Source organism: Butyrivibrio sp. (genome assembly GCF_015056685.1).
Taxonomy (GTDB): domain Bacteria; phylum Bacillota; class Clostridia; order Lachnospirales; family Lachnospiraceae; genus Butyrivibrio.
Genome location: NZ_SVFW01000007.1, coordinates 33606 through 58581, shown reverse-complemented (window position 1 = coordinate 58581; position 24976 = coordinate 33606). Strand labels below are relative to the sequence as shown.

The 24976-nt window shown below is 37.0% G+C and carries 25 protein-coding genes; all 25 read left to right on the top strand.

Annotated elements, in window-relative coordinates; all coding sequences use genetic code 11:
• The first annotated feature begins 43 nt into the window (after positions 1–43).
• The 25 genes from E7303_RS03965 to E7303_RS03845 all read left to right on the top strand — a co-directional run bounded on the left by E7303_RS03965 (position 44) and on the right by E7303_RS03845 (position 24907).
• Positions 44–1336: an ATP-grasp domain-containing protein gene (locus tag E7303_RS03965; RefSeq protein WP_292143942.1), complete on the top strand. Its 1293-nt coding sequence runs from the start codon at positions 44–46 to the stop codon at positions 1334–1336.
• Between the two features lie 17 nt (positions 1337–1353).
• The gene (locus E7303_RS03960) at positions 1354–2277 is read left to right on the top strand and encodes a DegT/DnrJ/EryC1/StrS family aminotransferase (protein ID WP_292143941.1); all 924 of its coding nucleotides are present in this window, start codon (positions 1354–1356) and stop codon (positions 2275–2277) included.
• Between the two features lie 22 nt (positions 2278–2299).
• Positions 2300–3421, top strand: coding sequence for a hypothetical protein (locus tag E7303_RS03955; protein ID WP_292143940.1), 1122 nt, complete (start codon positions 2300–2302; stop codon positions 3419–3421).
• Positions 3421–4947 carry an ATP-grasp fold amidoligase family protein gene (locus tag E7303_RS03950; RefSeq protein ID WP_292143939.1) on the top strand — a complete coding sequence of 509 codons (1527 nt, stop codon included), beginning with the start codon at positions 3421–3423 and terminating at the stop codon, positions 4945–4947. Before E7303_RS03955 ends, E7303_RS03950 begins: the two co-directional genes overlap by 1 nt.
• Before the next feature lie 47 nt (positions 4948–4994).
• A complete protein-coding gene (locus E7303_RS03945; protein ID WP_292143938.1) occupies positions 4995–5762 on the top strand; it encodes an ABC transporter permease in 768 nt (255 codons plus the stop codon).
• Positions 5759–6805 (top strand): taurine ABC transporter substrate-binding protein, encoded by a 1047-nt coding sequence (locus E7303_RS03940; protein ID WP_292143937.1) that lies wholly within the window; start codon positions 5759–5761, stop codon positions 6803–6805. Before E7303_RS03945 ends, E7303_RS03940 begins: the two co-directional genes overlap by 4 nt.
• 5 nt (positions 6806–6810) lie before the next feature.
• On the top strand, positions 6811–7608 hold the full coding sequence (locus E7303_RS03935; RefSeq protein ID WP_292143936.1) for an ABC transporter ATP-binding protein: 798 nt from the start codon (positions 6811–6813) through the stop codon (positions 7606–7608).
• Between the two features lie 33 nt (positions 7609–7641).
• Positions 7642–9552 carry a glycosyltransferase gene (locus tag E7303_RS03930; protein ID WP_292143935.1) on the top strand — a complete coding sequence of 637 codons (1911 nt, stop codon included), beginning with the start codon at positions 7642–7644 and terminating at the stop codon, positions 9550–9552.
• Positions 9553–9557: 5 nt separating this feature from the next.
• Positions 9558–10433 (top strand): NAD-dependent epimerase/dehydratase family protein, encoded by an 876-nt coding sequence (locus E7303_RS03925; protein ID WP_292143934.1) that lies wholly within the window; start codon positions 9558–9560, stop codon positions 10431–10433.
• A gap of 270 nt (positions 10434–10703) precedes the next feature.
• Positions 10704–11810 carry a glycosyltransferase gene (locus E7303_RS03920; protein ID WP_292143933.1) on the top strand — a complete coding sequence of 369 codons (1107 nt, stop codon included), beginning with the start codon at positions 10704–10706 and terminating at the stop codon, positions 11808–11810.
• Positions 11811–12122: 312 nt separating this feature from the next.
• Entirely contained in the window at positions 12123–13076 is a 954-nt protein-coding gene (locus tag E7303_RS03915) for a hypothetical protein (RefSeq protein WP_292143932.1), read from the top strand.
• Positions 13067–13324, top strand: coding sequence for a hypothetical protein (locus tag E7303_RS03910; RefSeq protein WP_292143931.1), 258 nt, complete (start codon positions 13067–13069; stop codon positions 13322–13324). Before E7303_RS03915 ends, E7303_RS03910 begins: the two co-directional genes overlap by 10 nt.
• 19 nt (positions 13325–13343) lie before the next feature.
• On the top strand, positions 13344–14714 hold the full coding sequence (locus E7303_RS03905) for a radical SAM/SPASM domain-containing protein (protein ID WP_292143930.1): 1371 nt from the start codon (positions 13344–13346) through the stop codon (positions 14712–14714).
• Between the two features lie 18 nt (positions 14715–14732).
• Entirely contained in the window at positions 14733–15608 is an 876-nt protein-coding gene (locus E7303_RS03900; protein WP_292143929.1) for an SGNH/GDSL hydrolase family protein, read from the top strand.
• An 87-nt stretch (positions 15609–15695) separates the two neighbouring features.
• Positions 15696–16742: an FkbM family methyltransferase gene (locus tag E7303_RS03895; protein WP_292143928.1), complete on the top strand. Its 1047-nt coding sequence runs from the start codon at positions 15696–15698 to the stop codon at positions 16740–16742.
• A gap of 344 nt (positions 16743–17086) precedes the next feature.
• Positions 17087–17269, top strand: a complete 183-nt coding sequence (locus E7303_RS03890) for a hypothetical protein (protein ID WP_292143927.1) — start codon at positions 17087–17089, stop codon at positions 17267–17269.
• Between the two features lie 212 nt (positions 17270–17481).
• Positions 17482–18732 carry a hypothetical protein gene (locus tag E7303_RS03885; protein ID WP_292143926.1) on the top strand — a complete coding sequence of 417 codons (1251 nt, stop codon included), beginning with the start codon at positions 17482–17484 and terminating at the stop codon, positions 18730–18732.
• On the top strand, positions 18729–19106 hold the full coding sequence (locus E7303_RS03880) for a hypothetical protein (RefSeq protein ID WP_292143925.1): 378 nt from the start codon (positions 18729–18731) through the stop codon (positions 19104–19106). Before E7303_RS03885 ends, E7303_RS03880 begins: the two co-directional genes overlap by 4 nt.
• Positions 19103–19444, top strand: coding sequence for a hypothetical protein (locus E7303_RS03875; RefSeq protein ID WP_292143924.1), 342 nt, complete (start codon positions 19103–19105; stop codon positions 19442–19444). Before E7303_RS03880 ends, E7303_RS03875 begins: the two co-directional genes overlap by 4 nt.
• 466 nt (positions 19445–19910) lie before the next feature.
• Complete coding sequence (locus E7303_RS03870) at positions 19911–20498, top strand: hypothetical protein (RefSeq protein WP_292143923.1); 588 nt, start codon at positions 19911–19913, stop codon at positions 20496–20498.
• Positions 20491–20688, top strand: coding sequence for a hypothetical protein (locus E7303_RS03865; RefSeq protein ID WP_292143922.1), 198 nt, complete (start codon positions 20491–20493; stop codon positions 20686–20688). The genes E7303_RS03870 and E7303_RS03865 overlap by 8 nt, the downstream gene beginning before the upstream one ends.
• 223 nt (positions 20689–20911) lie before the next feature.
• Positions 20912–21952 (top strand): ATP-binding protein, encoded by a 1041-nt coding sequence (locus E7303_RS03860; protein WP_292143921.1) that lies wholly within the window; start codon positions 20912–20914, stop codon positions 21950–21952.
• Positions 21953–21966: 14 nt separating this feature from the next.
• Positions 21967–22674 (top strand): IspD/TarI family cytidylyltransferase, encoded by a 708-nt coding sequence (locus tag E7303_RS03855; protein WP_292143920.1) that lies wholly within the window; start codon positions 21967–21969, stop codon positions 22672–22674.
• 67 nt (positions 22675–22741) lie between these two features.
• Positions 22742–23809 (top strand): galactitol-1-phosphate 5-dehydrogenase, encoded by a 1068-nt coding sequence (locus E7303_RS03850; RefSeq protein ID WP_292143919.1) that lies wholly within the window; start codon positions 22742–22744, stop codon positions 23807–23809.
• A 147-nt stretch (positions 23810–23956) separates the two neighbouring features.
• On the top strand, positions 23957–24907 hold the full coding sequence (locus E7303_RS03845) for a hypothetical protein (protein ID WP_292143918.1): 951 nt from the start codon (positions 23957–23959) through the stop codon (positions 24905–24907).
• The last annotated feature ends 69 nt before the right edge of the window (positions 24908–24976 follow it).

The window sequence follows — 24976 nt, the reverse complement described above, 5'->3', positions numbered from 1 at the left end:
TATGTTGTAATCAGCCTAATAAATGGGTCAGAGAGGTAAAACTATGGATTTGTCAGGAAAAAGAATATTAATGCTCGGATCGAATGTGGCATCAGTAGATATTGTCAATTATCTTCGAAAAAAAAACGCTTTTGTATATGTGACTGATAACTTGCCTAAAAGTAAATCTCCTGCTAAACAAGTGGCAGATGAAATATGGAATGTGAGTACACTAGATACCGAAATGATCATCAAACTTGTGAAGCAAAATGGAATCACGAATATTTTGTCAGGTATTAGCGAGGTTAATCTTCTTCAGGCGATTCGGTTAAATGAATTGCTGGATTTTCCTTTTTATTGTAATGAAGAGCAATGGGATATGATATCGAACAAAGAACTCTTTAAAAACTTATGCAATAAAAATGGTGTATCATCGACAAAAACATACTACTCAGGTCCTGCTAGCGATATTGATGATATAAGTGCCGAAGCAATAAAATATCCTATAATAGTAAAACCTGTTGATTCTACAGCTTCTATCGGAATAACTATAGTAGATGATAAAAACAAATTTGATCATGCGATTGGGTTGGCTGAGAAACATTCCAAAAGTAAACGCATAATTATAGAGGAATATGTAAAAGGCTATGAGTTTACCGCTCATTATGTGATACATAATGGGCTTGCACGACTGGTCACTGTTGACAACAGATATCCTGTTTGTTTACACGAAGGGGCTGTTACAACTATTCCAATTGGAAGGGTTTTTCCATCTTTGTTTGCTGAAAAGTTTTTAAAAAAGATGGAAAAGAAGATGGAGTTGTTATGTTGTGATATTGGACTAAAGTATGGAGTGATGTTCGTACAAGGAATATATGATGACAAAGCGGATGAATTTAAATTATTTGAAGCAGGCCTGCGTCCTGCCGCAGAATCAGTGTATAAGATTACTTCATTAATCAATGGCCAAAACTTTGCACAGATGCTCATTGATGAAATAGTTGCTGGAGAATCAACGTATGAAATAAGAAAAGAAGATCCATTTCTTAGCGGAAAGAGCGCTGGGATTATTTCGATAGCGAGTCCGGGTGGAAAGGTTGGAAGAATAAGTGGTGTGACAGATGTATTGAACACTATTAGCAATATAAAATTTTTTGAACAAAGGTATTTTGAGGGAGATGAAATACCAAGTGGAGATACGTTAAGACAATTAGTTTTGAGGTTTACAATTGTAGCTAATAACAGAGAAGATATGGTGAATGACATAAAAAGAATAAATGACTGCATAAGCATTAGTGATTCAAATGGTAAAACAATGGATAGCAAGATAATACCTGAAGCTATTTTGAATTTGTAATAACTGTGAGGAGTGTAATGATTGATAAGAAACCAACGAAGGTAAGTAATTTCAAAACGCATATGCTTGCTTATAACAGTGCAAGGAATGCCTTTAAAGATCTACTTGGTGTTTTGAAAAGAAATAATGACTTAATGATATATTTGCCAGCTTACATTGGAATCTCCCCTAAAGAAGGGAGTGGTATTTTTGATCCAATCTGTGAGTTGGGAATTCAGCATGAATTTTATCGGCTTGATAGGAACTTATGTGTATGTGTGGATGAACTCATTAAACAAATCAAAAACAGAAATAAAAATAAAACTACAGCTATTCTTTTGGTACATTATTTTGGATATATTGATCCAAACTATGACTTATTGTCTGATGTCCTTAAAAGTGAAAACGTTATCATTATTGAAGACTGTGCACATGCTATGTTTTCACATTTAGTAGATGAAGCATGTGGGAAAGGCGATTATTTTTTATATTCATTACATAAAATGCTTCCGTATTCTCAGGGAGGTGTTTTGAATGTACCAGATGCAAATCGAGCCATCTTAGATGAGCTGTCGCCGGAAAACGAATCTGTCAATGTATTTGAGTATGATTTGTTAGGCATTGCTCGTAAACGTAAAGAAAATGCAGAGGCGTGGAAGCAGCTTTGCAGTTCATTAAATATTGAAACCATTAAGTTGGCAACTAATCTAAAATGCACTCCTCAAACGTATCCAATTTTGGTTAATGAAGAAGAGCGTTATAAGATTTACCAGAATGTAAACGAACTTGGATTTGGAGTGATAAGCTTGTACCATACGATGATTGACGAACTAAAGAGCTTTGAAGCAGAATCATCTCAGTACGTTTCAAAACGAATCTTAAATTTGCCGGTTCATCAAGATGTAAATATTGAAGATATTAATGAAATGTTCAGGGTATTAGAGAAACAAATAGATAATTAACTTTGGATGTGAGGTGTATTTTTTGACGACCGTAAATAAAAAACGAATCCATTATACAGAAATAGGTGCAGGAGCTATTGATGAGGAAGGAAGGCTGTGGTACAGCGCAATGGGATTCAATAGTTTGTTTTGCTATGACATTGAGAAAGATGAGTTAGAATGGAAGGGTTTTTTTCCAAATGAAGCTATATGGAAATCATTTTTGTTTAGTAGCTGCATTATTTGGATGCATAAGCTGATTTTTGCACCTGATAGTGCTGATAATATTGCTGTATACGATACGTTAACTGGGGATTTTTATCAGATAAAGTTGGAAAAAAAAGACTGTTCGAATAGAAGATTCTATTGTTTGGCACAGTGGGATCACTTTGTTTATGTTTTTGGTGATATGAGTGCAGAATTTATCAGAATAGACATGGATACCTTACTGACTCAGTCATTTTTTGAACTATACGACGAAATGAGGCGAATAGGAAAAAGAGATGTTCCATTCTATTTTTCTAGGGCAATTTGCAAATTTGATGAGAAGCGTTTTTTTCTTTTGGGAGGTAAGGCAAATGTCCTAGTAGAATTTGATGCATCTAGTATGGATTATTCTATTATCAAATTAGGTGACGATAATGGCGGTTTTAATAATCTGTACAAAGTGGATCATAAACTCTTTTTGGTTCCTGGGTTAAATCAAAGCTTTTCGATTTGGGATACTGACAATAATCAACTTTTCCCATATAGTGACGTGATTCGTGAGAAGGTTCAATTTTTCAAAATGTGCAGAATGGGAACTGATTTGATAGTTTTTCCGGATCGCGCCAATCATATGGCTCGGTGGAATATATTAAATGAACAAAATATCAGCTTTGAGTCAGCAGATATGTATTCTGACGGAGAATTAGTCTTTGGTAGTGGTGATTTTACAAAGTTTTCATATGTCGACGAGAATGACAACTACACTTTGATATTCTGCAGGAGTAATCGACGATTGTACGTGTATGATAAAAAGAAAAAAGTAGAAAAGAGTACTTATCTATATATAGGCTTAGCAATGCGAGAGCAGATTAGTAACGGATTTGTAAAACTCTTTGGTAGCGTTTGGCGAGAAAATGATTTGTATGGGTTAAGTGATTTGGTTAAAGGAGGTTTGTGATGGCAGCCAGTGATGTAGATAGATTATTGTTACAATATCATCTATATTTACAGCAGCAACATGGAAAAATGCATTGCCCAGTAGAATTGCAAAAAAGGACATGGCGCGAGTTTGATATTTTATCAAGAAAAAAAAAGCTTGTTTTGTACGGCTGCGGCGTAATGTGTAGTTTATTTCTAAATATCTATTCCGATATTTCAGTAAGCTATATTGTTGATGGGATGATAACTGATTTAAATTCTATGGAATACATCTACAATAAATGTATTTGTCCTCCCCAAAAGCTAAAAGATGAAAAAGATGTCGTAGTATTAATAACGCCGATGGAACACATAGATGAAATATATACTAATGTCTTGGGGTTAGGGATTAGTGATGTATTTTCATTTGCTTATATGGAACGTTCAAAACCGTTCAATGTTTTGGGAACTTTTTTAATAAAAACCAGTAGAAAGAGGCGGAGATGCTGTGAACAATTAGAAGTTAGGAATAACATGGCAAGAAGCGAAATGATTCGCTTGTATAAGAGGACAAAAGAAGCCAGAGCTACTATTGAAACAATGAGAAATCAAATAAGCGCTCTACAGACTTGGGTGGCAGCAATACAAAAGAGACAAACGGAAAGATACAAATATTTTTTGCATACAGATAAAGTGGTCAATGCATTGATTGATAATAGTGGGGATGAAGAATTAAAAAAGGAACAGATTAGCTATTACTTCAATGATGTATACGGAAATGAATATATTTTGGATTATGATAATCCGATTAGGTTTAACGAAAAGAATATTGTCATGCAAATAAGAGAAGCCGACAATCCTTTGTTCATGCGTGTTACTGATAAATATGAGATGAGATCGTATTTAGCTGAAACTCTAGGGGCGGATGATCTTGCCACGAAAATTTATGGCATTTGGGAAAGACCTGAAGATATAGATTTAGAGTCGCTACCTAATTCATTTGTTTTAAAGGCTACAAATGGTGGAGACGGCAGAAGAGTTATACTTGTAAAGGATAAGGCTAGTATTGATATTCCTAGCATTATGGAGATAGTTAAGGGCTGGGTTGGAAAATACAAGAGCATGTATTACTCATCATTTAATGGGACATTTAAACATGTTAAGCCAAGAATAATTGCAGAAGAGCTAATAGATGATGATGTGTTTGATTACAGGCTATGGATGTTTCATGGGAAGATGGGGCTGATGAACATAGGAAGGGACTATTTTGATGAAAATGGGGCCTTTCTAGGAATAGAAACGTCATTTTTCTATCCTGATGGAAAACGGATGGAAGGAATACGTGGAAGAGTTCATCCGTCGCTTGAAATTGATAAGATAGACGAAAGATTGGATGAGATGCGTCTGCTGGCCGAAAGAATATCAGGCGCGTTTGATTTTTTAAGAGTGGATTTTTTTGTTACAAAGAAACGATTTTATATAGCGGAATTAACGCTTACACCATGTGGAGGATTAATTCCGTTTGATTCTGTTGATATGGATAAAAAAATAGGTGAGCTATGGTAATAGTTAGCTATATTGTATTAGTTAAAAATTATGGGTGGGAGTAAATTATGAAAAAGAGTCTGCCTCTCAAATATATTGTTGTTGCTATTTTTATTGTGATATGGTTTTGCGCATCTAATTGTTTCTTTGTAAACGACTTGTTTTTACCAAGTCCTCAACGTGTATGGAAAGCTTTTGTAGAAATCTGTTTAAATGGATATAAAGGGGTGCCCTTAATTGTTCACATAACTGAAAGCCTTAGGAGATTGTTTATAGCATATCTGTTAGCAGCAATAACGGCAATTCCTTTGGGATTGTTAAGCGGATATAATTCTGTGTTCAGAGATGTGATTGAGCCGATTATAAATTTTTATAGGCCTTTGCCACCTTTGGCATATTATACATTGCTGATTCTTTGGCTAGGTATAGGTGATGGCTCAAAAATCTTTTTATTGTTTTTGGCAAGTTTTGCTCCACTATATATCTCCTGTTCTCAAGCAGTATCTAGAATAGAACCCAACTATATTTATTCAGCTAAAGCATTAGGGGCAAAGAGAAGACAGGTTTTTAGAACAGTTGTATTTCCATATGTATTACCGGATATATTTTCTGGACTACGTACAGCTATGGGAGTGGGGTACACCACTCTTGTAGCTGCTGAAATGGTCGCTTCTAGAGGAGGTATTGGTTGGATGGTTTTGGATGCTTCAAATTATTTAAGAAGTGACATTATTTTTGTTGGAATACTGATTATGGGAATAACAGGAATTATTCTTGACAATATCATTATCATTATAGGGCGGTTGGCAGCCCCGTGGAAAGGTAAAAATGTATGATTAGAAATGGATTTATAAAGAATTCAGGTAGACTTAAAGCCAGAAAAACTTCTATAGTTGTTATGCTTTTGGCATTATCAACATTATTTTTTATTGGATGTGGACATAATGAAAGAAATGAAAACTTGCCTGAAAAAGTAATCATAGGGACACAGACTTTAGCTGATCCAGAGGGAATAGCTAAAGCTGAAGGATGGTTAGAAGCCCAAATGGGGATTCCTGTTGAGATAGTAAAGTTTGATGGTGGCAGGGATGTAAACATGGCTATGGCTAGTGGAGAGATTGATTTTGGATTGTTGGGATCTGTTCCGGCTGCTTTGGCTATATCAAATGATGTTGATTGTAAGGTGATATATATTCAAAGTGTTTTGGGAGATATAGAATCCCTCATGGTAAACCCAAAACTTGGAATAAAGAACGCAGGAGATTTAAAAGGGAAAACTGTCGCAACAGTTTTTTCCTCGACTTCACATTATAGTTTATTGAAATATTTAGAATGCAACAATGTATCTGCTGAAGATGTTGATATTATTGACATGAATGCAAGTAGTATAGTTGCTGCGTATCAAAGAGGAGATATAGACGCAGCATTTATTTGGGACCCGCAGGTAACTGAATTGGAGAAACTGGGGGCACTTAGACTGACGAGTGCTAAAGAATTGTCGAATTATGGATATGCAACGATGGATGTGGAAATAGTAAGCACAAAGTTCGCGGAGAATTATCCGTTTTTAGTTCAAAAATACATTTCATTGATGGATCAAGCAGTTAGGCTTTATAAGAGTGATCCAGATGAAGCAGGACTTTCACTTTCTAAGGATTTAGGAATAGATAAAAAGACATGCATAAATCAAATCGAATCTTCTTTGTGGCTTACGTGTGATGAGCAAAAAGGAACTCAATGGTTTGGATCAGATTCATTGGCAAATACTTTATATGAGACGGCTGTTTTCTTGTATGAGCAAGGAGATGTTCTAGAGGAACCAAAACTTGAGTCATTTAGAGAAAAAGTTGATTCTGAATTTATAAATGGCGTGGAATGAATGGAATGAAAAGAAATTTTTATAGATATGATAATAGCTGTGTATTGAATCTTCAAAATGTTTCCTATATGTATGACGAAAAAAGCATTCAATCTTGGAAAAAGATAATAGATGATTTTAATTTTGAAGTACATCAAGGAGAATTTGTTGTTTTGGTGGGGCCATCCGGCTGTGGGAAGACAACATTATTATCACTAATGGCAGGAATCATTCAACCTACTGCGGGGAAAATCACCATGATGGGTGAAGAAATACGGGGAATGGATTGGAAGAGAGAAATTATATTCCAATCACCAACTCTTTTTCCTTGGTATGATGTGTTTGATAATGTAGCATATGGTCCGAAGATGCGTGGCGAAGATAAAACTAGAATATCTGATAGAGTTAATCAATATTTGGAATTGGTTGGACTAGCTGATTGTGCACATGCAAAAACATATGAGCTTTCCGGCGGAATGAAGCAACGAGTGGCTCTTGCAAGGGTACTTATCAATGAGCCTTCGGTTATTTTAATGGATGAACCATTTGGTGCCTTAGATGCCATCACGAGAAGTAAGATGCAGATATTGGTAAGGAAAATATGGCGTGATACAAATAATACTGTGGTTCTAATTACACATGATGTGGATGAAGCGCTAGAATTAGCGAGTCGAATCGTGGTGTTGGGAGATAGCCCATGTAGGATAAAAGGGATGTTTAATGCGATGTTTTCGACTCCTTTAGATGGGAATGTTGGGGATGACAAGTTGAGACGTACCGGAGAATATATAGAATTGCGTAGACATATTTTGGATTTGCTTTAATCCTGAATAGAAAGAGATGGTATTGGTAATAGCATGAGAACAAAAGAATTTTACGTATTTCCTTATGAGAGAATTCCCAAAGGATCAAGAATAATAATATATGCCATGGGTAAGGTTGGGAGAAGTTTTTTTGATCAGTTAACAACAATCAACTATTGCGAGATAGTCGCGTGTGTAGATAAGCATGCGAACTCAGAGGTGGAGACTAAATATAACATTGTATTACCTACTGAAATACAGAGGTATAACTATGATTATATTGTTATATCTGTGGAGTCTGATGCATTGGCGGGCCAGATAAAGAGAGAGCTTTGTCAAACGTATGGGGTTGACCCAGCAAAGTGCGTTTACTTAAGTGACAGAAAGATTATCGCACAGACAGTAGTTTATAGTTTGACCAGTGCATTAAATGATCGAAAAATCATGAATGAAGCGCTTTCAAATTACTGGGTAAATGAAAGCAGAGTGAGTGATTTTTTCTTTGAATGGATTGAAGAAATTAAAGGACTTGATCTAGAAGAAAAAGAAAAGATAAGGGACTATATTATTTCATTTGCTGATGGAACAAATTATAAAAACAATATACTGATATATAGGTTCCTTTATGAAAGCCGACTCCTTAATGAAGAGATATTTAGGCAATATCTTGCGGATATAAAACAATTATCAAGAACAGATGAAAAGGTATGGAGTTTATTTGATATTTCAATTATGGAGTTGAACTATTCTTCATTGAGATATCCTGATTTTTATTGTGATAAACGAGCGATAATAAAATCATGTTTTGATGAAGTGGAAGTGCCTACAAATTCATATAAAGCTGACGGCAAGAGAATTGCGATTATTTGTATGGAGCTTCGAGGAGAAGGATCATCACATAATGGACTTATAATCCCATACGCCAATGAACTTGACCGACAAGGGATTAAAGTGGGAATCTTCCCATTGGATTTGCATAGATATAGACTTGGGGAAACGTTTATGCAGCCTATTAATCCCATGGAAATGAATTCAAAATTGTTTAAAGAATATCATGATGAGTCAATCAATAAGAATATAGATATCTATTATCCCGTCGGAGAAGACATGATTGAGAGGGCAACAAATACATTGAAGTGGATGGTGGATTTTTCTCCAATGACGGTCTTAGATTTTTGTGGTGAGTATTCTTATTTTTCGGGAAAAATCAATCAGCTGTTTAAAGTAATAGCAATGCCTATGAGAGGATATTGTACAAGTAGCGCATGTGATTTGTATTTTTGCAGAAATCTTGAATTGTGCGAAAAGGAGAATGAAAAATATCACTCTGTAAATAAAGAACAGATGGTGGAAGCGTTAATTTGTAGTATTCCTGTCTTGGCTCAACATCAATTCGTGAGAAAAGATTATGGAATTGCCGATAATGCTTTTGTTATTACAACGGTTGGCGGGAGGCTTAATAGCGAAGCAACACCAGAGTTTTGTGAAGTGGTTTGTGACTTTTTAGAAGATAATGATGATGCTTGTTGGATTTTGGTAGGAGGAAAATATCCTAAATATTTAAATGATAATGAAAGATGCATTCGTTTATGTGATGAGAAAAAAATAGTCAAATGGGGATATGAGTATGATTTGGTGGGATTTTATGAAGGAATCTGCGATGTCTATTGGAATCCTGATAGAACGGGGGCTGGAGGAAGCATGGGAAGCGCTATGAGATGTGGGTTACCTTTAGTCACAACTCGATTTCCATCTGATGTTTTACCAAGATTAGGACTTGAAAATGCGGTTAATGGAGGGTATGTCGAGTGTAAAAAATATGTTCAGAAACTGCATGATGATAAGGATTTTTATTTGCAGAGAAGCAAGTTGATGAAAGATCGTATGCAGATATCTAGTATTGAGACTTATATTAAATTGCTTATAAGTAAGTCAAGAGAAATATCTGGATGTGTAGAGGAATAACAACTATGTGGAAAGTATTACTTACCGGTGCAAGCGGATTTTTAGGTAGAAAAATCATGGATTTATGGGACAATAGGCAGATGATGCTTTTTGCAAGTACCGGAAATCCTAATAAGATCACTAGGAATGATGTCGCTATTATAAGCCGAGAAGATACTTTGAATACTTATTTTGATCTTTCTCAATTTGACATTATTATCAATTGTGCTTTTCCCATGACGACCGATGGACTAGCTTTTTTTGAAGGACTAGATTATATCCAAAAGCTTATACAAAGAGCTGAGAAAAGTGGAGTGAAATATTTTGTTAATATTTCATCCCAAAGTGTATATGATCCCTTAAGGAAAAGTGCAGCTATGGAGGAAGATATGCTTTGCCTGCGAGATCAGTATTCAGTGGGGAAATATACTGTCGAAAGTATGATGACTGCTATATGTAGAGATATGCATTACACAAGCATAAGACTTGGTAGTTTGATAGGACCAGAATTGGAAGCAAGGATTGTTAATAGATTTGTGTTGTCTGCAGTTACCAATCATAAGATAAAAGTGGTGAAAGGCTATCAGCTATTCCAATATTTAGATGTTCAGGATGCTGCAAGAGGAATAGTAGAGTTTTGTAAATATATTAACAATGAAGGGTTACAAAAAGTATATAATTTAGGTGGGAATGATTCTTATACCGTAATGGAATTAGCAAATATGGTTTGTGAAGTGGGGACCAATCAGGGGTTAAGCAAAGTTGATATCATGGTTGAAGATTCGGAAATATATACAAACAATTCATTGAATAGTGACCGGTTTTTTGAAAGAACAAAATGGAAGCCGGAAATAACTATGATTGAATCAATAAACAAAATTTATAGATATTTATTACATTAAAATGACGAAAAGCCAGTTTTGATGAGATTGGAGTAGAGATTAAAACACTTGACGGATGTAAGTAAGCGATAAAAATAATAGCTCAAGTATGGCTATATGTATTTATCATCATCTTATGGATTTTGTTGATCTAACCTCTTTATTTAGCCATTGGATAAGGGCTATTATCTCGCTATCCAGCAGTATATAACACATGATGAAAAAACAGAATTGTACGTTTGGAAGTAAACTTATTTGATTGGGATGGAGTTAAGTATGTATGGAAATTGTATGGTATCAGTAGTTTGCGCTACGTATAATCAAAAAGAATATATTAGAGAAACAATCGAGAGTATAGTACAACAGAAAGTGGACTTTGAGTATGAAATAATAATACATGATGACGCATCAACCGATGGAACAACGGAAATAATTAAAGAATTTGAATCAAAGTATTCACAGATAAGAGTGATTTATGAAGAAAAAAATAAATATTTAAATGGAATACCTTTTTTATGGGATGTTGTTGAAAACTATGCAAAGGGCAAGTACATTGCTCTGTGTGATGGGGATGATTATTGGATAGACGATTTCAAGCTTCAGAGCCAGTATGATATCATGGAAAGTCACCCTGAATGTGATTTATGTGCTTGTTGGGGGTGTACAGTTACTGAAGATGGAAAAAAAGAAATAAGTCAGATAAGACCACGAATAGGAGATGGTATTCTATCCGTGGAGGATACTATTTTAGGAGGAGGGCAATATCTAGTTACAGCGGGCTTGTTTTTCAGACAAACATTGAGCGATGCATTAAAAAAGTTTGGATATTTGGATTATGCTATTCAGATGCTTGGTGCTGTTCGTGGAGGCATTATGTATTTGGATAGAAAAATGGCGGTGTATAGAAGGTATGCCCATGGTTCTTGGACAAATGATGTTTTGAAGAATGATGAGAAATTATTTTTGCAGTGGGAAAAAGAACGAAAACTTTTGGCTGGATTTAATGAATATACTTGTGGGCAGTACAAAGAAGTAATTGATAAAAGGTTGAAAGCATATAGTTCTTTTTTAGACCAGTTGCATGATAGAAAAGAAGTAGTATTAGAAATAATTGGAGGATGCCAGCATCCTGCATATATATGGGGGCTAGGAAGAAGAGGTAGAAGTCTAGAGGCCTTTTTAATGGACGAAAAAATAGTAGTTGATGGAGTATGTGACGCTATTAATGAAAATGTAGGTGGAACAGACGAGTATGGAAATTTAGTGGTTCATACAGATGAGGTGTTGGAAAAAGCTAAGACTATATGGGCGTCAACGAAATTTGCGTATAATGATTTGATGCGTATGAAAACAGATGGTAAGGTGATTGATCTTTCGCCGTTCATGCCATATGGCTAAGACTAATAAAGAGATATGCTTTAAGTGAGGGTCTTGATAACCATTGTTTTTCTGTGCTTTGAAAATCATATACTTTACAATTAGGATTTGTTGTACTATCGAAACTCAGCGCTAGCTCATATATGGAGTTCTGGGTATTTCGCCAAATATTCTAGTGATTACAATATGACAAGTTGTTTTTTGAATTAATTGTTTTACTAAACTAATGGGAGTAACTTCTGATGTAAAGTATACTCTTTAGTTCAGTAGTTTTATATGCCTTAGAATGGCGATGAATTTTTGGTGTACGTATCATAGAATTGTGGTGAGTAAATGGATAAAGCGCACTTTGATGAGATGGTTAACTGCATAGAGCGTTTAGCTGCGGATGGGGCATTTGATGGAAGCGCTGTATATATCTTTGCCCACTGTGAAGCGAGTTTGACACTAGCTGATGAGCTTATGACAAGAGGAATTGCCCCCGACATGATCCTGGATAATAGTAAGGAGAAATGGGGAATTGAGTATAAGGGCGTTATGGTAGGGAAGCCAGAGCACGTGCTTGAAAGAGACTCGGACAAAGCAATTGTTTTAATTGCTACCAGGTTTTATGAGGCTATGAGGACTCAACTCCTTTATCTGGGATTTAAGGGCAGGATAGTCAAGGTTGTAGATTATAACACTTACTCGGAGTATTCTCTTACGGATGAGACAATTGCCAGGAAGATGGAGAGGGTAAGAACTGGCAAGGAGGCTATCGATGCCCTGAGAAATGGCAAACAGTATGAATTCCTGATCTTTTGCCCTTTTGCTGCGCTTGGAGATATATATTTTTGCATGTCCTATCTGCCGCGTTTTATGGAAGCTAGGGAAGTAGGGCGCGCGGTGGTATGTGTTGTTGGAAATGTTTGCAGGAAAGTTGCGGAGCTTTTCGATATTGCTAATTGTCGGGTGCAGGTCTTTTCTCAGAACGTTCTGGATTCTATGGTGCAGGCAACTCTCTACTATCGGGACGAGAATGCGTTTATTGCGCATCAGGACAGGCGTTACGTAGAAGGTTCATGGACCATGCGTGTTTTGAAAGATAAGGATAAATTAGAGAAGCAATGGTCATTAGAAAAAAGAATGTTGGAAGCTTTAGATGTTGAGACCGGTGGAAAGTATCATTCTGTAATAAGGGAACGCTTAAAGGCATATACGACTTTTTATGTGCAATTGGATGACCGGCGGGATGAGATATGTCGATTGCTCGGGCATCTTGAAGGAATGGTTATTGTATGGGGTTAGGACGACGGGGGACTGATTTTGAAAAGTTCCGCTATGACAATAACATACATGCTGATGGAGTTTGTGACATTACAAATGATCATATTGATGAAACGACTAAATATGGAAATAGAATCATACATACAAATGATGCTCTAGTAAAAGCTGACTATATCCTGGCAACCAATTCGTTTGTTTTAGAGGATTTAAAAGAAAGAAGATACAAAGGAAAAGTAATTAATCTTCAAGAATATATGCCGCTAGGATAAATAAGTGAGGAAATCTGCTATGAAGATTTGTAAAAGGGCTGTGGAATTTGTTCAAATTATTAACGAAGATGGTGCTGTAAGACAGTGCAGCTGGCTTTGTGATGGAGGAATAATTGGTCATCTTACCAAGAATTCTCTGGAAGAAATATATCATGGTCCTGCTGCCAACCTGATACATGAAATGCATGCTTCGGGTGATCATTCTAATTGTAATGTCAATCAATGCCCATATGTTGCCAATGATACGGTAAAGAATCATTTATTGGAAATAGAAGAAATACCACGAGTGCCATATTCAATCTATCTCGCATATGAGAATACATGTAATTATAAATGCGCTATGTGTGATATACCCAATGTTATGGCTAGGGCAGATGCAAAGGTCCGAGAAGGAAAACTAAATAAGATAGATGAGGAGTTAAAAAAAGTCCTTCCGTACGTCAGGCATATTAGCGCTAATGGTCTTGGCGAGTTATTTGTAAGTAAACATATATTAAATCTTTTATCTTCTTGGAAACCAACCGCTCCTTCTGAGGATATATCAGTATCATTAGAAACGAATGGTTCTTTATTTGACGAGCAGCACTGGCGACAGATTGAAAACCTTGGGCAGTATAATCTTTCTGTAGCTATTACTGTCTTAAGTTTCGACAATGCGATATATCAAAGGCTTTCAGGAACTAATGCGACTGTGGATCGGCTTATTGATAACCTGAAATTCGTGAAGGGGCTAAGAGAAAAGGGAATAATTAATAATCTTGAATTGGCGACAGTATATCAGGATGGAAATTTCAGGCAACTTCCAGAGTTTGCAAAGCGTTGTATAGAGGAATTTGGAGCGGATTATGTTCGCCTTCGCCCTTTTGATCCTTGGGGAGAAGTTGGGATGAAGGAGTGGATGATGGACGTTAGAAATGTATATCATCCTCATCATGAAGAATTTCTAGAAGTGATGAAAGATCCTATTTTTAAACATCCTAAAGTGCATGATTGGGGTGGGGGAAAAGAGAGTGGATTAGGGCCTGAGCCATACATAAAAACTAGAAAGATGTATTCTTTCATAGAGAGAATACTGGATTCTGATTTCGAGGAAAGAGTAAGAAAACATGTTCAAGGAAACAGAATTGCAGTTTATGGTATGACATCTGTTGGAAAGGTACTTGTAACACGATTGATGTCATCGATGGAAGTATGTTACTGCTTGGATAGAAAAATGGATGGCATGAATTATTTAGGAATTCCAATCTTTGGAATAAATAGATTTGATGAATTAGATAAAGATGTATCTGTAATTATTTCATTGTTTGGAATAGAAGATACGGTAAAAAAAATGTTGGAGAGTTCCGGGTATAAAGGAAGAGTTTTTGGAATAACTGATCTGGTAGATTGATGAAAAGGACAATACAGTATGAATGATGCTACTTTTTTATCAGTATTAAGAACTAAAATAGGTAATCTAATAAAATTATCAAAGGGGCGTAGTGTTTTTTTATATGGCGCAGGTCATGGAGGAGAACTGTGCCTTAAGGAATTGACAGACTCGGAGATATGCCCCGAAGGATTTATTGATAAAAAAGCCGGATTAATGGAAGATTATTGTAAATTACCGGTAGTATCTCTTAATGCTATCACCCCAGAAAATGCGTTTATTATTGTTTCGTTGCTGACTTACAAAAGTGAAATAGACACTCTTTTGTCAAAAAGTGGCTTCCTTAGAGATGAGGATTATGTATTTGTTATAGATAGAAATGAAAAAGTGAATTCTTGTATTAGTGTATATGATTTCAGCAGCACATTGACGACACTTTCAAAAGGCAGTGCTACTGTAAGTAGTATTGTTAAAAAAATAACACGCATTCCTGATTCTGATTTATATGCGGTGGCAATAGACACCAATGATGTAAGATATCGAGACCCGTTAAGATGTGCTATGACTGCCCAAGAATATGTTGACAAGATAGATATTCTTAGGTATGGCTTGAAAAAGAAGAAACCAGATTGTCATTTTGTGTTTATAGCACCTTGGTATTCTTCAGATGGGGATCCATATACAAGCTTAACATATGACGAAAAGCTTATCTTAAATAAGAAATATAGTGAGGCTCTACTTGAGTACTGTAAGAATAATGGCGATACGTATATAGATCCGAATGAACGCATTAAGAGAATTATAGATAAATACCCCCAGAAAATGTATCTTGTCGATCATATTCATCCTAATGCGGACTATGGGGTGGTGCTGTACTCAGAGGCTGTTATGGCCTACATGACGACAGCAGGGTAGAGACGTTTTGAACTGTTATATAATTTGTATTGATGGTTCTGGAGAGTGAATTTGTTTTGAAAAGCATTGAAGAAAGGATGTTTGCACATGGCTGTAGAATATAAGGAATTCAATTGGATAGATTGGATAAGAAAGGCAACAAATGTTTATGAGCGTTTAGTAGATAGAGAATCACAGTTCTTGTTTAATGCAAGATTCAGTTTCCTTAAGAATAAAAGCTTACGAGAGTGGAGTCAGGTTGTTGATGTTTTCTATGATGATTGGAGGTATGACATTAAGCTTAAAAGACCCGAGGGAATAGTAATTTGGGGGGGCGGAGGAGAAGGAAATCTGGATTATTGGTTTTTGACTGGGTTGGGGATGAAACCACTTGTTTACTGCGATAAAAACTATGGCAGGAAACTGAATGGATTAGATGTAATCAGCCCACAGGATGCAGTAAAGAAATATCCCAATGCTACATATTTAGTGGGTTCCCTTAAATGGAGTGCAGAAATAGTTGATGATATGAAGAAACTAGGGATTCCCAAAGATCAGGTAGTACGTCCGCATTATAAAATGGTCAGAGCGGAAAGGGGATGGCAATACTTTGATTTTTTTAAGCCCGAGGATGAAGAAGTGTTCGTGGATGCTGGAACATATACTGGTGGAACAATTGCTGATTTTATTAAGTGGACAGATGGAAATTATAGCAAGGTATTTGGGATGGAAGCAATGCCGGATATTTATAACCGGGCATGTGAACGCTTTAAAGATGAACCAAGGATTTCAATATCTAACACGGCAGCATGGGATAAGCAGGAATTGTTACTTTTTAATGAGGACGATTCCGCTTCTGCGCAGTCTGCGCAAGGAACACTAGAAGTTAAAGGAATTGATATAGATTCACTTGTTAGTGAATCCAAAGTTACGTATATTAAGATGGATATTGAAGGGGCTGAGCTAAAAGCGCTTGAAGGAAGTAAGAATACAATATTGCGTTATTCACCTAAACTTGCTATATGTGTTTATCATCATCTTATGGATTTTGTCGATCTGGCTTCTTATATATTGGAGTTGAACCCTGAATATAAGCTTGCTTTTCGTCAATATATGTCTCATCAGGGTGAAACAGTATTATATGCTTGGGTGTAAAACGTATTGAGGATGTGGGCTTTGTGTATGGCGGGAATATTAATTTTGAGTGTCATCAATAACTGAGTTTTGGGATCAGATTCAAAGGATTTGTATAGAGATGCGGATATAACTAATTATTCCCGTTAGCTCTTTGACTAGCTGGATAGTATAATGCGGGGACCTTGAAAACTACATACTTTACAATCAGGGGGGCGATGTGCTATCGTTACACGGTATCATTTCATGAATAGTGTTCGAGGCATTTCGCCAACATTTCCATGATTACGATTTGACAAGTAGATAGTTCTTTTTCTGGTAGTATTGTCTTTTTAATCTTGAGGTAGTTAAGGAGGTGGGCGTTGATGAATTATGAATATGGAATTGGCACTTATACTGAAGATGACCGAATTAAGGAATTGCCAGAAGAATATAAAAGAATGACTCCTGAAGAAAAAGAGGCTGAGATGGACAGATTGTATGCTGAAATGAAAGCTCATCCTCAGATTAAGGAAAAGCCAAAATCATCAATTAAATTTTTTATTTAAAATATACTCCTGATGTAAAGTGACATATTTATATCAGGAGTTTTTATTTTGAACAGAGATAAGCTTGAAGGAACATTAAAGGATAATAGAAGAGTGATTTTAATAGCAAGTGCTGGAGAACGGCGAACAATATGGCAGCATGCTGAATTACGTGGAGGGCGGTCTGATCTCTTTTGATGAGGCCTTAAAGGCATTGATTTCAGAGTGATGTTATGGATAAAGCGTACTATGATGAGATGATAAATTGCATAGATCAGCTGAATTCAGAAGGGGCTTTTGCGGGAAGCACCGTTTACATCTTTGCCCACTGCGAGGCCAGTTTGACCATGATAGATGAGCTGGTGGCAAGGGGCATTACTCCCACTTTGATCCTAGATAACAACGAGGAAAAGTGGGGGATTGAGTATAAGGGTGTTGTGGTAGGTAGGCCAGAGCACGTGCTTGAAAGAAACTCGGACAAGGCAATTGTTTTAATTGCTACCAGGTTCTATGAGGCTATGAGGGCTCAACTCCTTGATCTGGGATTTAAGGGCAGGATAGTCAAGGCTGTAGATTATAACACTTACTCGGAGTATTCTCTTACGGATGAGACAATTGTCAGGAAGATGGAGAGGGTAAGAGCTGGCAAGGAGGCTATCGATGCCCTGAGAAATGGCAAACAGGATGAATTCCTGATCTTTTGCCCTTTTGCTGCGCTTGGAGATATATATTTTTGCATGTCCTATCTGCCGCGTTTTATGGAAGCTAGGGAAGTAGGGCGCGCAGTGGTATGTGTTGTTGGAAATGCTTGCAGGAAAGTTGCGGAGCTTTTTGATATTGCTAATTGTCGGGTGGAGGTCTTTTCTCAGAACGTTCTGGATTCTATGGTGCAGGCAGCGCTTTACTATCGGGACGAGAATGCGTTTATTGCGCATCAGGACAGGCCTTACGTTGTCAACCTGCACAAGGCGCTAAAGGTTAAGCGTATTCCTCTAGAGCAGATTTATAGGTGTGGGATATTTGGACTCTCAGATGATGTGGTTCCTGTAGAACCGACCAGATGGTGTGAATATGGTGAATGTGCGGATATTCCTGAAGGGAAGGCGGTAGTTCTTTCTCCATATGCCAAGTCTGTAACAGCAATGCCAGACAAACTGTGGGAGAAGATTGCAGATAAGTATTTGGACGAGGGATATCAAGTATATACCAATGTTGTTGGTGATGAGAAGCCTATTTCAGGGACCATGGCCATTAGCCCTGATATAGCTGAGATGAAAGCTGTGGTTGAAAGGGCTGGTATATTTATTGGTATTCGGAGTGGAATGTGTGATGTACTGAGAACAGCGAAGTGCAGGAAGATAGCTCTTTTCCCTGATTATAATTATGGGGACACTAAGTGGAAAGCTATCGATATGTATAGACTTGTTGAATTTGAAAACATTGTGTTTGACGGCGATTACGCAAAAGTCATGGAGGCATTATGAGCGATAGAAAAGAGATGATTCTTTCAACGCTATCTAAAACCTGGTTTGTTGATATAGATGGTACATTAGTTAAACATAATGGCTATAAGATTGATGGACATGACACTCTGTTGGAAGGCGCTAAAGAATATCTTGATCGGCTACCAGAAGGCGATCGGATAATATTGACTACTTCACGGACTGACGAATTTAAAGAAATGACATTGATATTTCTTAGAGAGAACAAGATAAGGTATGATGATATCATTTTCAATTTGCCATTTGGAGAGAGGATAGTGATGAATGATAGAAAGCCCTCGGGATTGGAAATGTCTGTAGCTATTAATTTGGATAGAGATAGATTCGAAGGCCCTGCAATTAGAAGGGAGCTATGATGAGTGTTAAGGATAAGCTGGAACGGGACCTAAAAAAATATAAGATAGTATTGCTTATATCTTCATCATTTCCACAATGTAAAGAAGTATTGTGCGCATTTAAAGAAAATGAGGACTTTCATATTTATTGCCCGTTTGAAATGGCTGTAGATTGTAGTAATGCTGAGAATATTTCTGCGGTAATGGAAAAAGAAATGTTGGATTTTTACTACATGTATGAATTCTCAGATAGATTTTGGGTTGTTGATAATGGCCAGCAGTATGGGAGTTTATTGAATTATATTAAAACAGGGATAATGACATTTGACGAAGTTGTTGAGTCAATTAAAATGTTATGATGGTTTATTGTCAGCGGTATCCTATGATGCAATCATTAGATCAGCACATAGTGTTGCTTATAAGTATACGATGAACACGAAGAACATCCAAAAGAAAGTAGGTGATGTTATGGGTGGAAAAGTATTGGATCTGCCGAGCTTTCGAATTTATGATCAGGGAAAGCAGAAGGCGAACAGGAAAGAAAAGAGTTAAAGAACGAATTTAATCGTCTTCGTAAGGAGCTATGGCATTAAGGAAAAGGAATAATAAGTACCTTGAAAATCTCATACTTTACAATCAGGGTATGATGTGCTATTGTACCTAAGTACTTTATCATGTACGGAGTTCAAGGCACTTCGCCAAGTATTCCCCTGATTACTATATGACAAGTTGTTTTTTAGAATTGGTTGCTTTCTTAATCTGGTGATATTCTACAACTTCTTATCTGTGCATGCGAAGGGACAAAGGCATGTATAAGGAGGAAAGATGGAAGAAACAGAGATTGAAGAACAGCGGTACGGGAGAAACAAGGATACTCAGATCAACTTATCATATATTGATAGCGGAGAATACAGAAGAAAGTTTGATCTGCTTTCAGGAGATCCTGAATTAAATAAGCTGATATATCAATTGGCTAAAAAGATACTTAAACACCGTTCAGGAACAAAGTTTGAGGATATGTATTGGATAAATTCTGAAACTAAGTCCGTTGTAGCTCAGGTGATTGACAGTTGTATCGAAGGAAAAATTGTCTATCCAGAGCATGTAAAAAAAGCCATTAAGAATTATGAAAAATTGATTACAGTTCATAGTCACCCGGCTGGACTAGCTCCCAGTATTGCAGATTTTAATTCAAATTATGAGCAGAACTATTATCTTGGAATAGTTGTGGGACATAATGGAAAAGTTTTCACGTATAGTAGCAATGAGTTTATTAGTGAAGAATACTTTGACCTTAAAGTTGCTATGTTTAAGAAGAAAGGATATAATGAAAGCGAAGCAAGAATTAAGGTAATTGAGTATTGCTGCGAGCATTTCGATATTACTTATAAGGAGGTGATTTTGGATGATTGAAGAAAAAGAACTCGATATGTATTATGAAGATGACTCGCATGAGATCCCTGAAGAATTTTTGAATATGTCAATTGAACAGCTTGAAAGACGGGCTGAGGTGCTATATAAAGACATGAAAGCTCATCCTAGAACAGGTAAAAGGAAAGATTATTCTAAGCTGGGCACGAAGTTTTATTTGTTTGAAAATTGATTTTTGCTAGTAATAAAAGACTTTTGGATATTAGAGTATTAGCAGCTCCTGATGTAAAGTATAGCCTTTACTTCAGGAGTTTTTTAGTGGGGAGAGATAGGTATAAAGAGCTTTCTGATAGATTTATTGCTAAGAAGTATATAAAAGTATATAATTGAGATGTGAGTATATAGAAGTATATACGCATATTGAAAGTATATAGAAGTATATAAGGAGCTGCAGAATGGGAAAAAATCCGTTTGCAATTAATTTTGGAAAAGTTCCAAGCCAGTATATAAGTCGTGAACTCATAATTGATGAAATTGTTCAGGAAATGATTGATGAAGATACACAGAATAACTGCTTCATGCTAACTGGCACAAGAGGAAGCGGCAAGACAGTTACGATGACCGAAATAGAGCAGAGGGTGTTGGAATCAGATAATTGGATAGTTATCAGACTGAATGCTGAACGAAATATGTTGGAAAGCCTCGCGGGTAAGCTATATGACAGCAAAGAATTCATGACGAAATTTGTTGATGCTAATCTTAATCTTTCTAAATTTGGAATTGGTCTGAACATAGAACAAAAGTCACCGGTAGCAGATATAGAGTCGGCTTTGGAAATAATGTTGAAGGAAATACAGAGAAAGAAAAAGAAACTGCTGGTATCTGTTGATGAGGTATCTAATACACCTTCAATGAGAGAATTTGCCAGTAGTTTTCAGATATTTATCAGGGAAGATTTCCCTATTTTTTTACTGATGGCTGGTTTATATGAGAATATCAATGATTTAAAGAATGAAAAGAATCTGACGTTTCTGTACCGTACACCGCAATATGAAATGGAACCACTTAACCTTACACTGATTGCAGACCGATATTCTAAGCTCTTTGGGATAGATAGAGAAAAAGCTATGGATATGGCGATTATTACAAAAGGATACCCTTTTGCTTATCAAGCTCTGGGCAAGTATGTATGGGAAGATGAAAATCACGAAGTGTCAGAAACAGTTCTGATAAAATTTGATGAAGCATTAAGTCACTATGTTTACACAAAAATCTGGTCGGAGCTTTCGGAGAAAGATAAATGGTTTATGTCTTTTATCGTTCAAAAAGATGTCATGCCTGTGGCGGAGCTTCTTGATATTACCAAGCAGAAAAAGAATGAGTTTTCCCAATATCGGGAAAGATTAAGGGACAAGGGACTTATAGATGTATCTGATCGGGGAATGATTAAACTCAAATTGCCTAGATTTGATGCATTTGTAAAGAAAGTATACTAGAAAGCGAGGTGCCTATGAATATTGCAATTATTCTTGCCGGCGGGATTGGCAGCAGGATTGGATCGGAAGTACCAAAGCAGTTTGTGGAGTTGTCTGGACAGATGATGATCATGCATAGCATGGCGCCCTTTGGCAGATCTGTGTACGTTAACAACATTCTTATCGTGGCAGCTGAGGAGTGGCGTGACAGGATTGAAGATGCCGTCGCGGATGATCCGCAGATAAGTGAGAAAATCCTGGGATTTTCTGACCCGGGCGATAACAGGCAGCTTTCTATTTATAATGCGTTAAAAGAAATAGAGCAAATGGGACTTGGCGATATGACCGATAATATTATTATCCATGACGCTGCAAGGCCTTTTGTTACAGAAGAGATGATAGAGGAGTGCTTTAAGGCGCTTGATAGCCATGATGGTGCGATGCCTGTTCTTCCCATGAACGATACTGTGTATTTCAGCAGGACAGGGGCCCGTGTGGACGAACTGCTTAACCGCAATACTATTTTTGCCGGGCAGGCGCCGGAAGCTTTTAATTATAAGAAGTATTTAGAGGCTAATGAAGCTCTTTTGCCCGATAAGATCAGAATGATAAAGGGCTCCACAGAACCTGCGGTAATGGCGGGGATGGACGTTGCCATGATTCCGGGAGATCAGAGAAACTTTAAGGTGACAACCCAGGTGGATCTTGAGAGAGCAGAAGGGATTATGAGGGAAAACTATTAAGCGCATAAACAATAGAAATTGATATACGAACGGCATTCAATATTCGCGAAGAAAGAGATGAAATTCTATGAGAGCTCAGGTTTTGTATGGAATAGACAATCTTAAGTACGTGGAAGTCAATGATCCAAGGCCCAAGGCGGGCGAGGCGCTTGTAAAAGTTCATAGGTGCGGTATTTGCGGATCTGACGTTCCACGCATTTTTAAGACCGGCGCCCACAATATGCCAATAGTTCCGGGGCATGAATTCATGGGAATTGTGGAAAAGTGTGACGATAATCCTGAAATTGTAGGTAAAAGAGTTGGAGTTTTTCCGCTGATTCCCTGTATGAAATGCAGGCAGTGCAAGTCTCAGCATTATGAGATGTGTGAAAACTATAATTACCTGGGATCCCGCTCCGATGGTGGATTTGGCGAGTATGTCTGCGCTCCTTTGTGGAATATTTTGCCTATCCCTGACCAAGTGACAGATGACGAAGCGGCCATGCTTGAGCCTATGTGTGTTGCTGTGCATGCGCTGAGGAGACTGGAACTTGTCGGAGATGGATTTGAAGCGGCAACTGAAAAAAATATCGTAGTCTGCGGCCTTGGGACCATTGGACTTCTGGTGGCTATGCTTCTAAAAGATGCAGGATACCGAAATGTCTTTTTCATAGGAAATAAGAATGTTCAAAAAGAGATGATAAAGCAGATTGGGTACAGCGATGATCACTTCTGCGATGTGAGATATGGTGAGCCTTCGGCTTTTGTAAATGAAAATACGGATGGTAAAGGCGCGGACTACTATCTTGAGTGTATCGGAAGGTCCGAGAGCTACGCCCAGGCAGTTAATCTGACGGCTCCTCTTGGAAAAGTCATGCTTGTGGGCAATCCTGCTTCAGACATGGAACTTCCTAGGAATATTTATTGGAAGATATTGAGAAACCAGATGACCTTGATGGGAACGTGGAATTCTGCGTATCCTGACGACTGGAATTATGCATTAGAGCGACTTGCGACTTGGCATAAGAGTGAGCAGGCTTTTTCTCCGACAATGCTTATAACTCACAGGTTTGATCTTGAGCACATACAGGATGGCCTTCAAATCATGAGGAAAAAGTCAGAAGAGTACATCAAGATTATGGTGGATGTAGGGTGAAGTTAAAAAACGAAAATTACTGACTAAGCATAATGCTGAATCAATGGGAAAAAGTGCAATTCCAAGCGAAAAACAAACACTTGTTCGCAGCGAACATATGTGCTATATTATTTCTACAAGTAAAGCAAACGGAGTAGTGTAATACAAATGGAAACAAATATAGCGCAGGCGATTGATATTACTTGTCAGAGAGCCAGGTATGATGAGAATGTAAAAGAATTGCTGGCAGATAAACAGATTTTGGCTAGGATTCTTAAGTACACATTAGATGAATTTAAGGATACTGATATTCAGACGATAATAAGCAATATTGATGAACCGGAAATATCTAAGATCAGAGTGGAACCAGGGCATACCAATGCTGATAAGATCAAAAAGTGCTCTGAAGAAGATAACGTACCGAGTGAAGGGAAGATTTATTTTGATATAAGATTTTCTGTTTATTGCGGGGTGCAGCTCATTAAGATACTGATTAACATTGAGGCGCAGAAGAGTTCTAAAGTAACAAAACTTGGTTACCACTTGGATAACAGAATTGTTTTTTATTTGGGAAGAATGATTTCTGCTCAGAAAGAAGTAGAATTTACAAATTCAGATTACGATAGTCTGAAGGCTGTTCGCAGTATATGGATATGTATGGATGCTGGCGATGATGAGGACTCAATTAATCGAATCTCTCTGACTCAAGAGGTTTTATTTGGCAAGAAAATGAATTTGCCAAACATTGATAAGCTACAAGGTGTTATAATCAGATTGAGAAGTAATGAGAACCTAGAGAAGTCTAAAAATATTTTGATAGCGATGCTTGAGACACTCTTAAAAAAAGAAGATTCTGAAATGAAAAAGAAGAAGCTGTCAGGTGAGTATGGGATAGAAGTTAGTAGAGACACTGAGCGGAGGCTTAATGATATGTGTAATTTGAGTGATGTTATACTTGAAAATGGATTAAAAGAAGGAATAGAACAAGGAATAGAAGCATTCATTGTTGATAAAATTGAAGATGGAGTCGAGAAAGCGACGATTATTGAAAAGTTAGTAAAACGATTCAAGATTACCAGAGAAAAAGCAGAAGAGTATTATAATCGATTTTCTGCATGATTAACGGACTATACCAGTAAATGGTATAGTCTTTTTAATTATAAAGAGTTATGATAACTTTTAGATTCT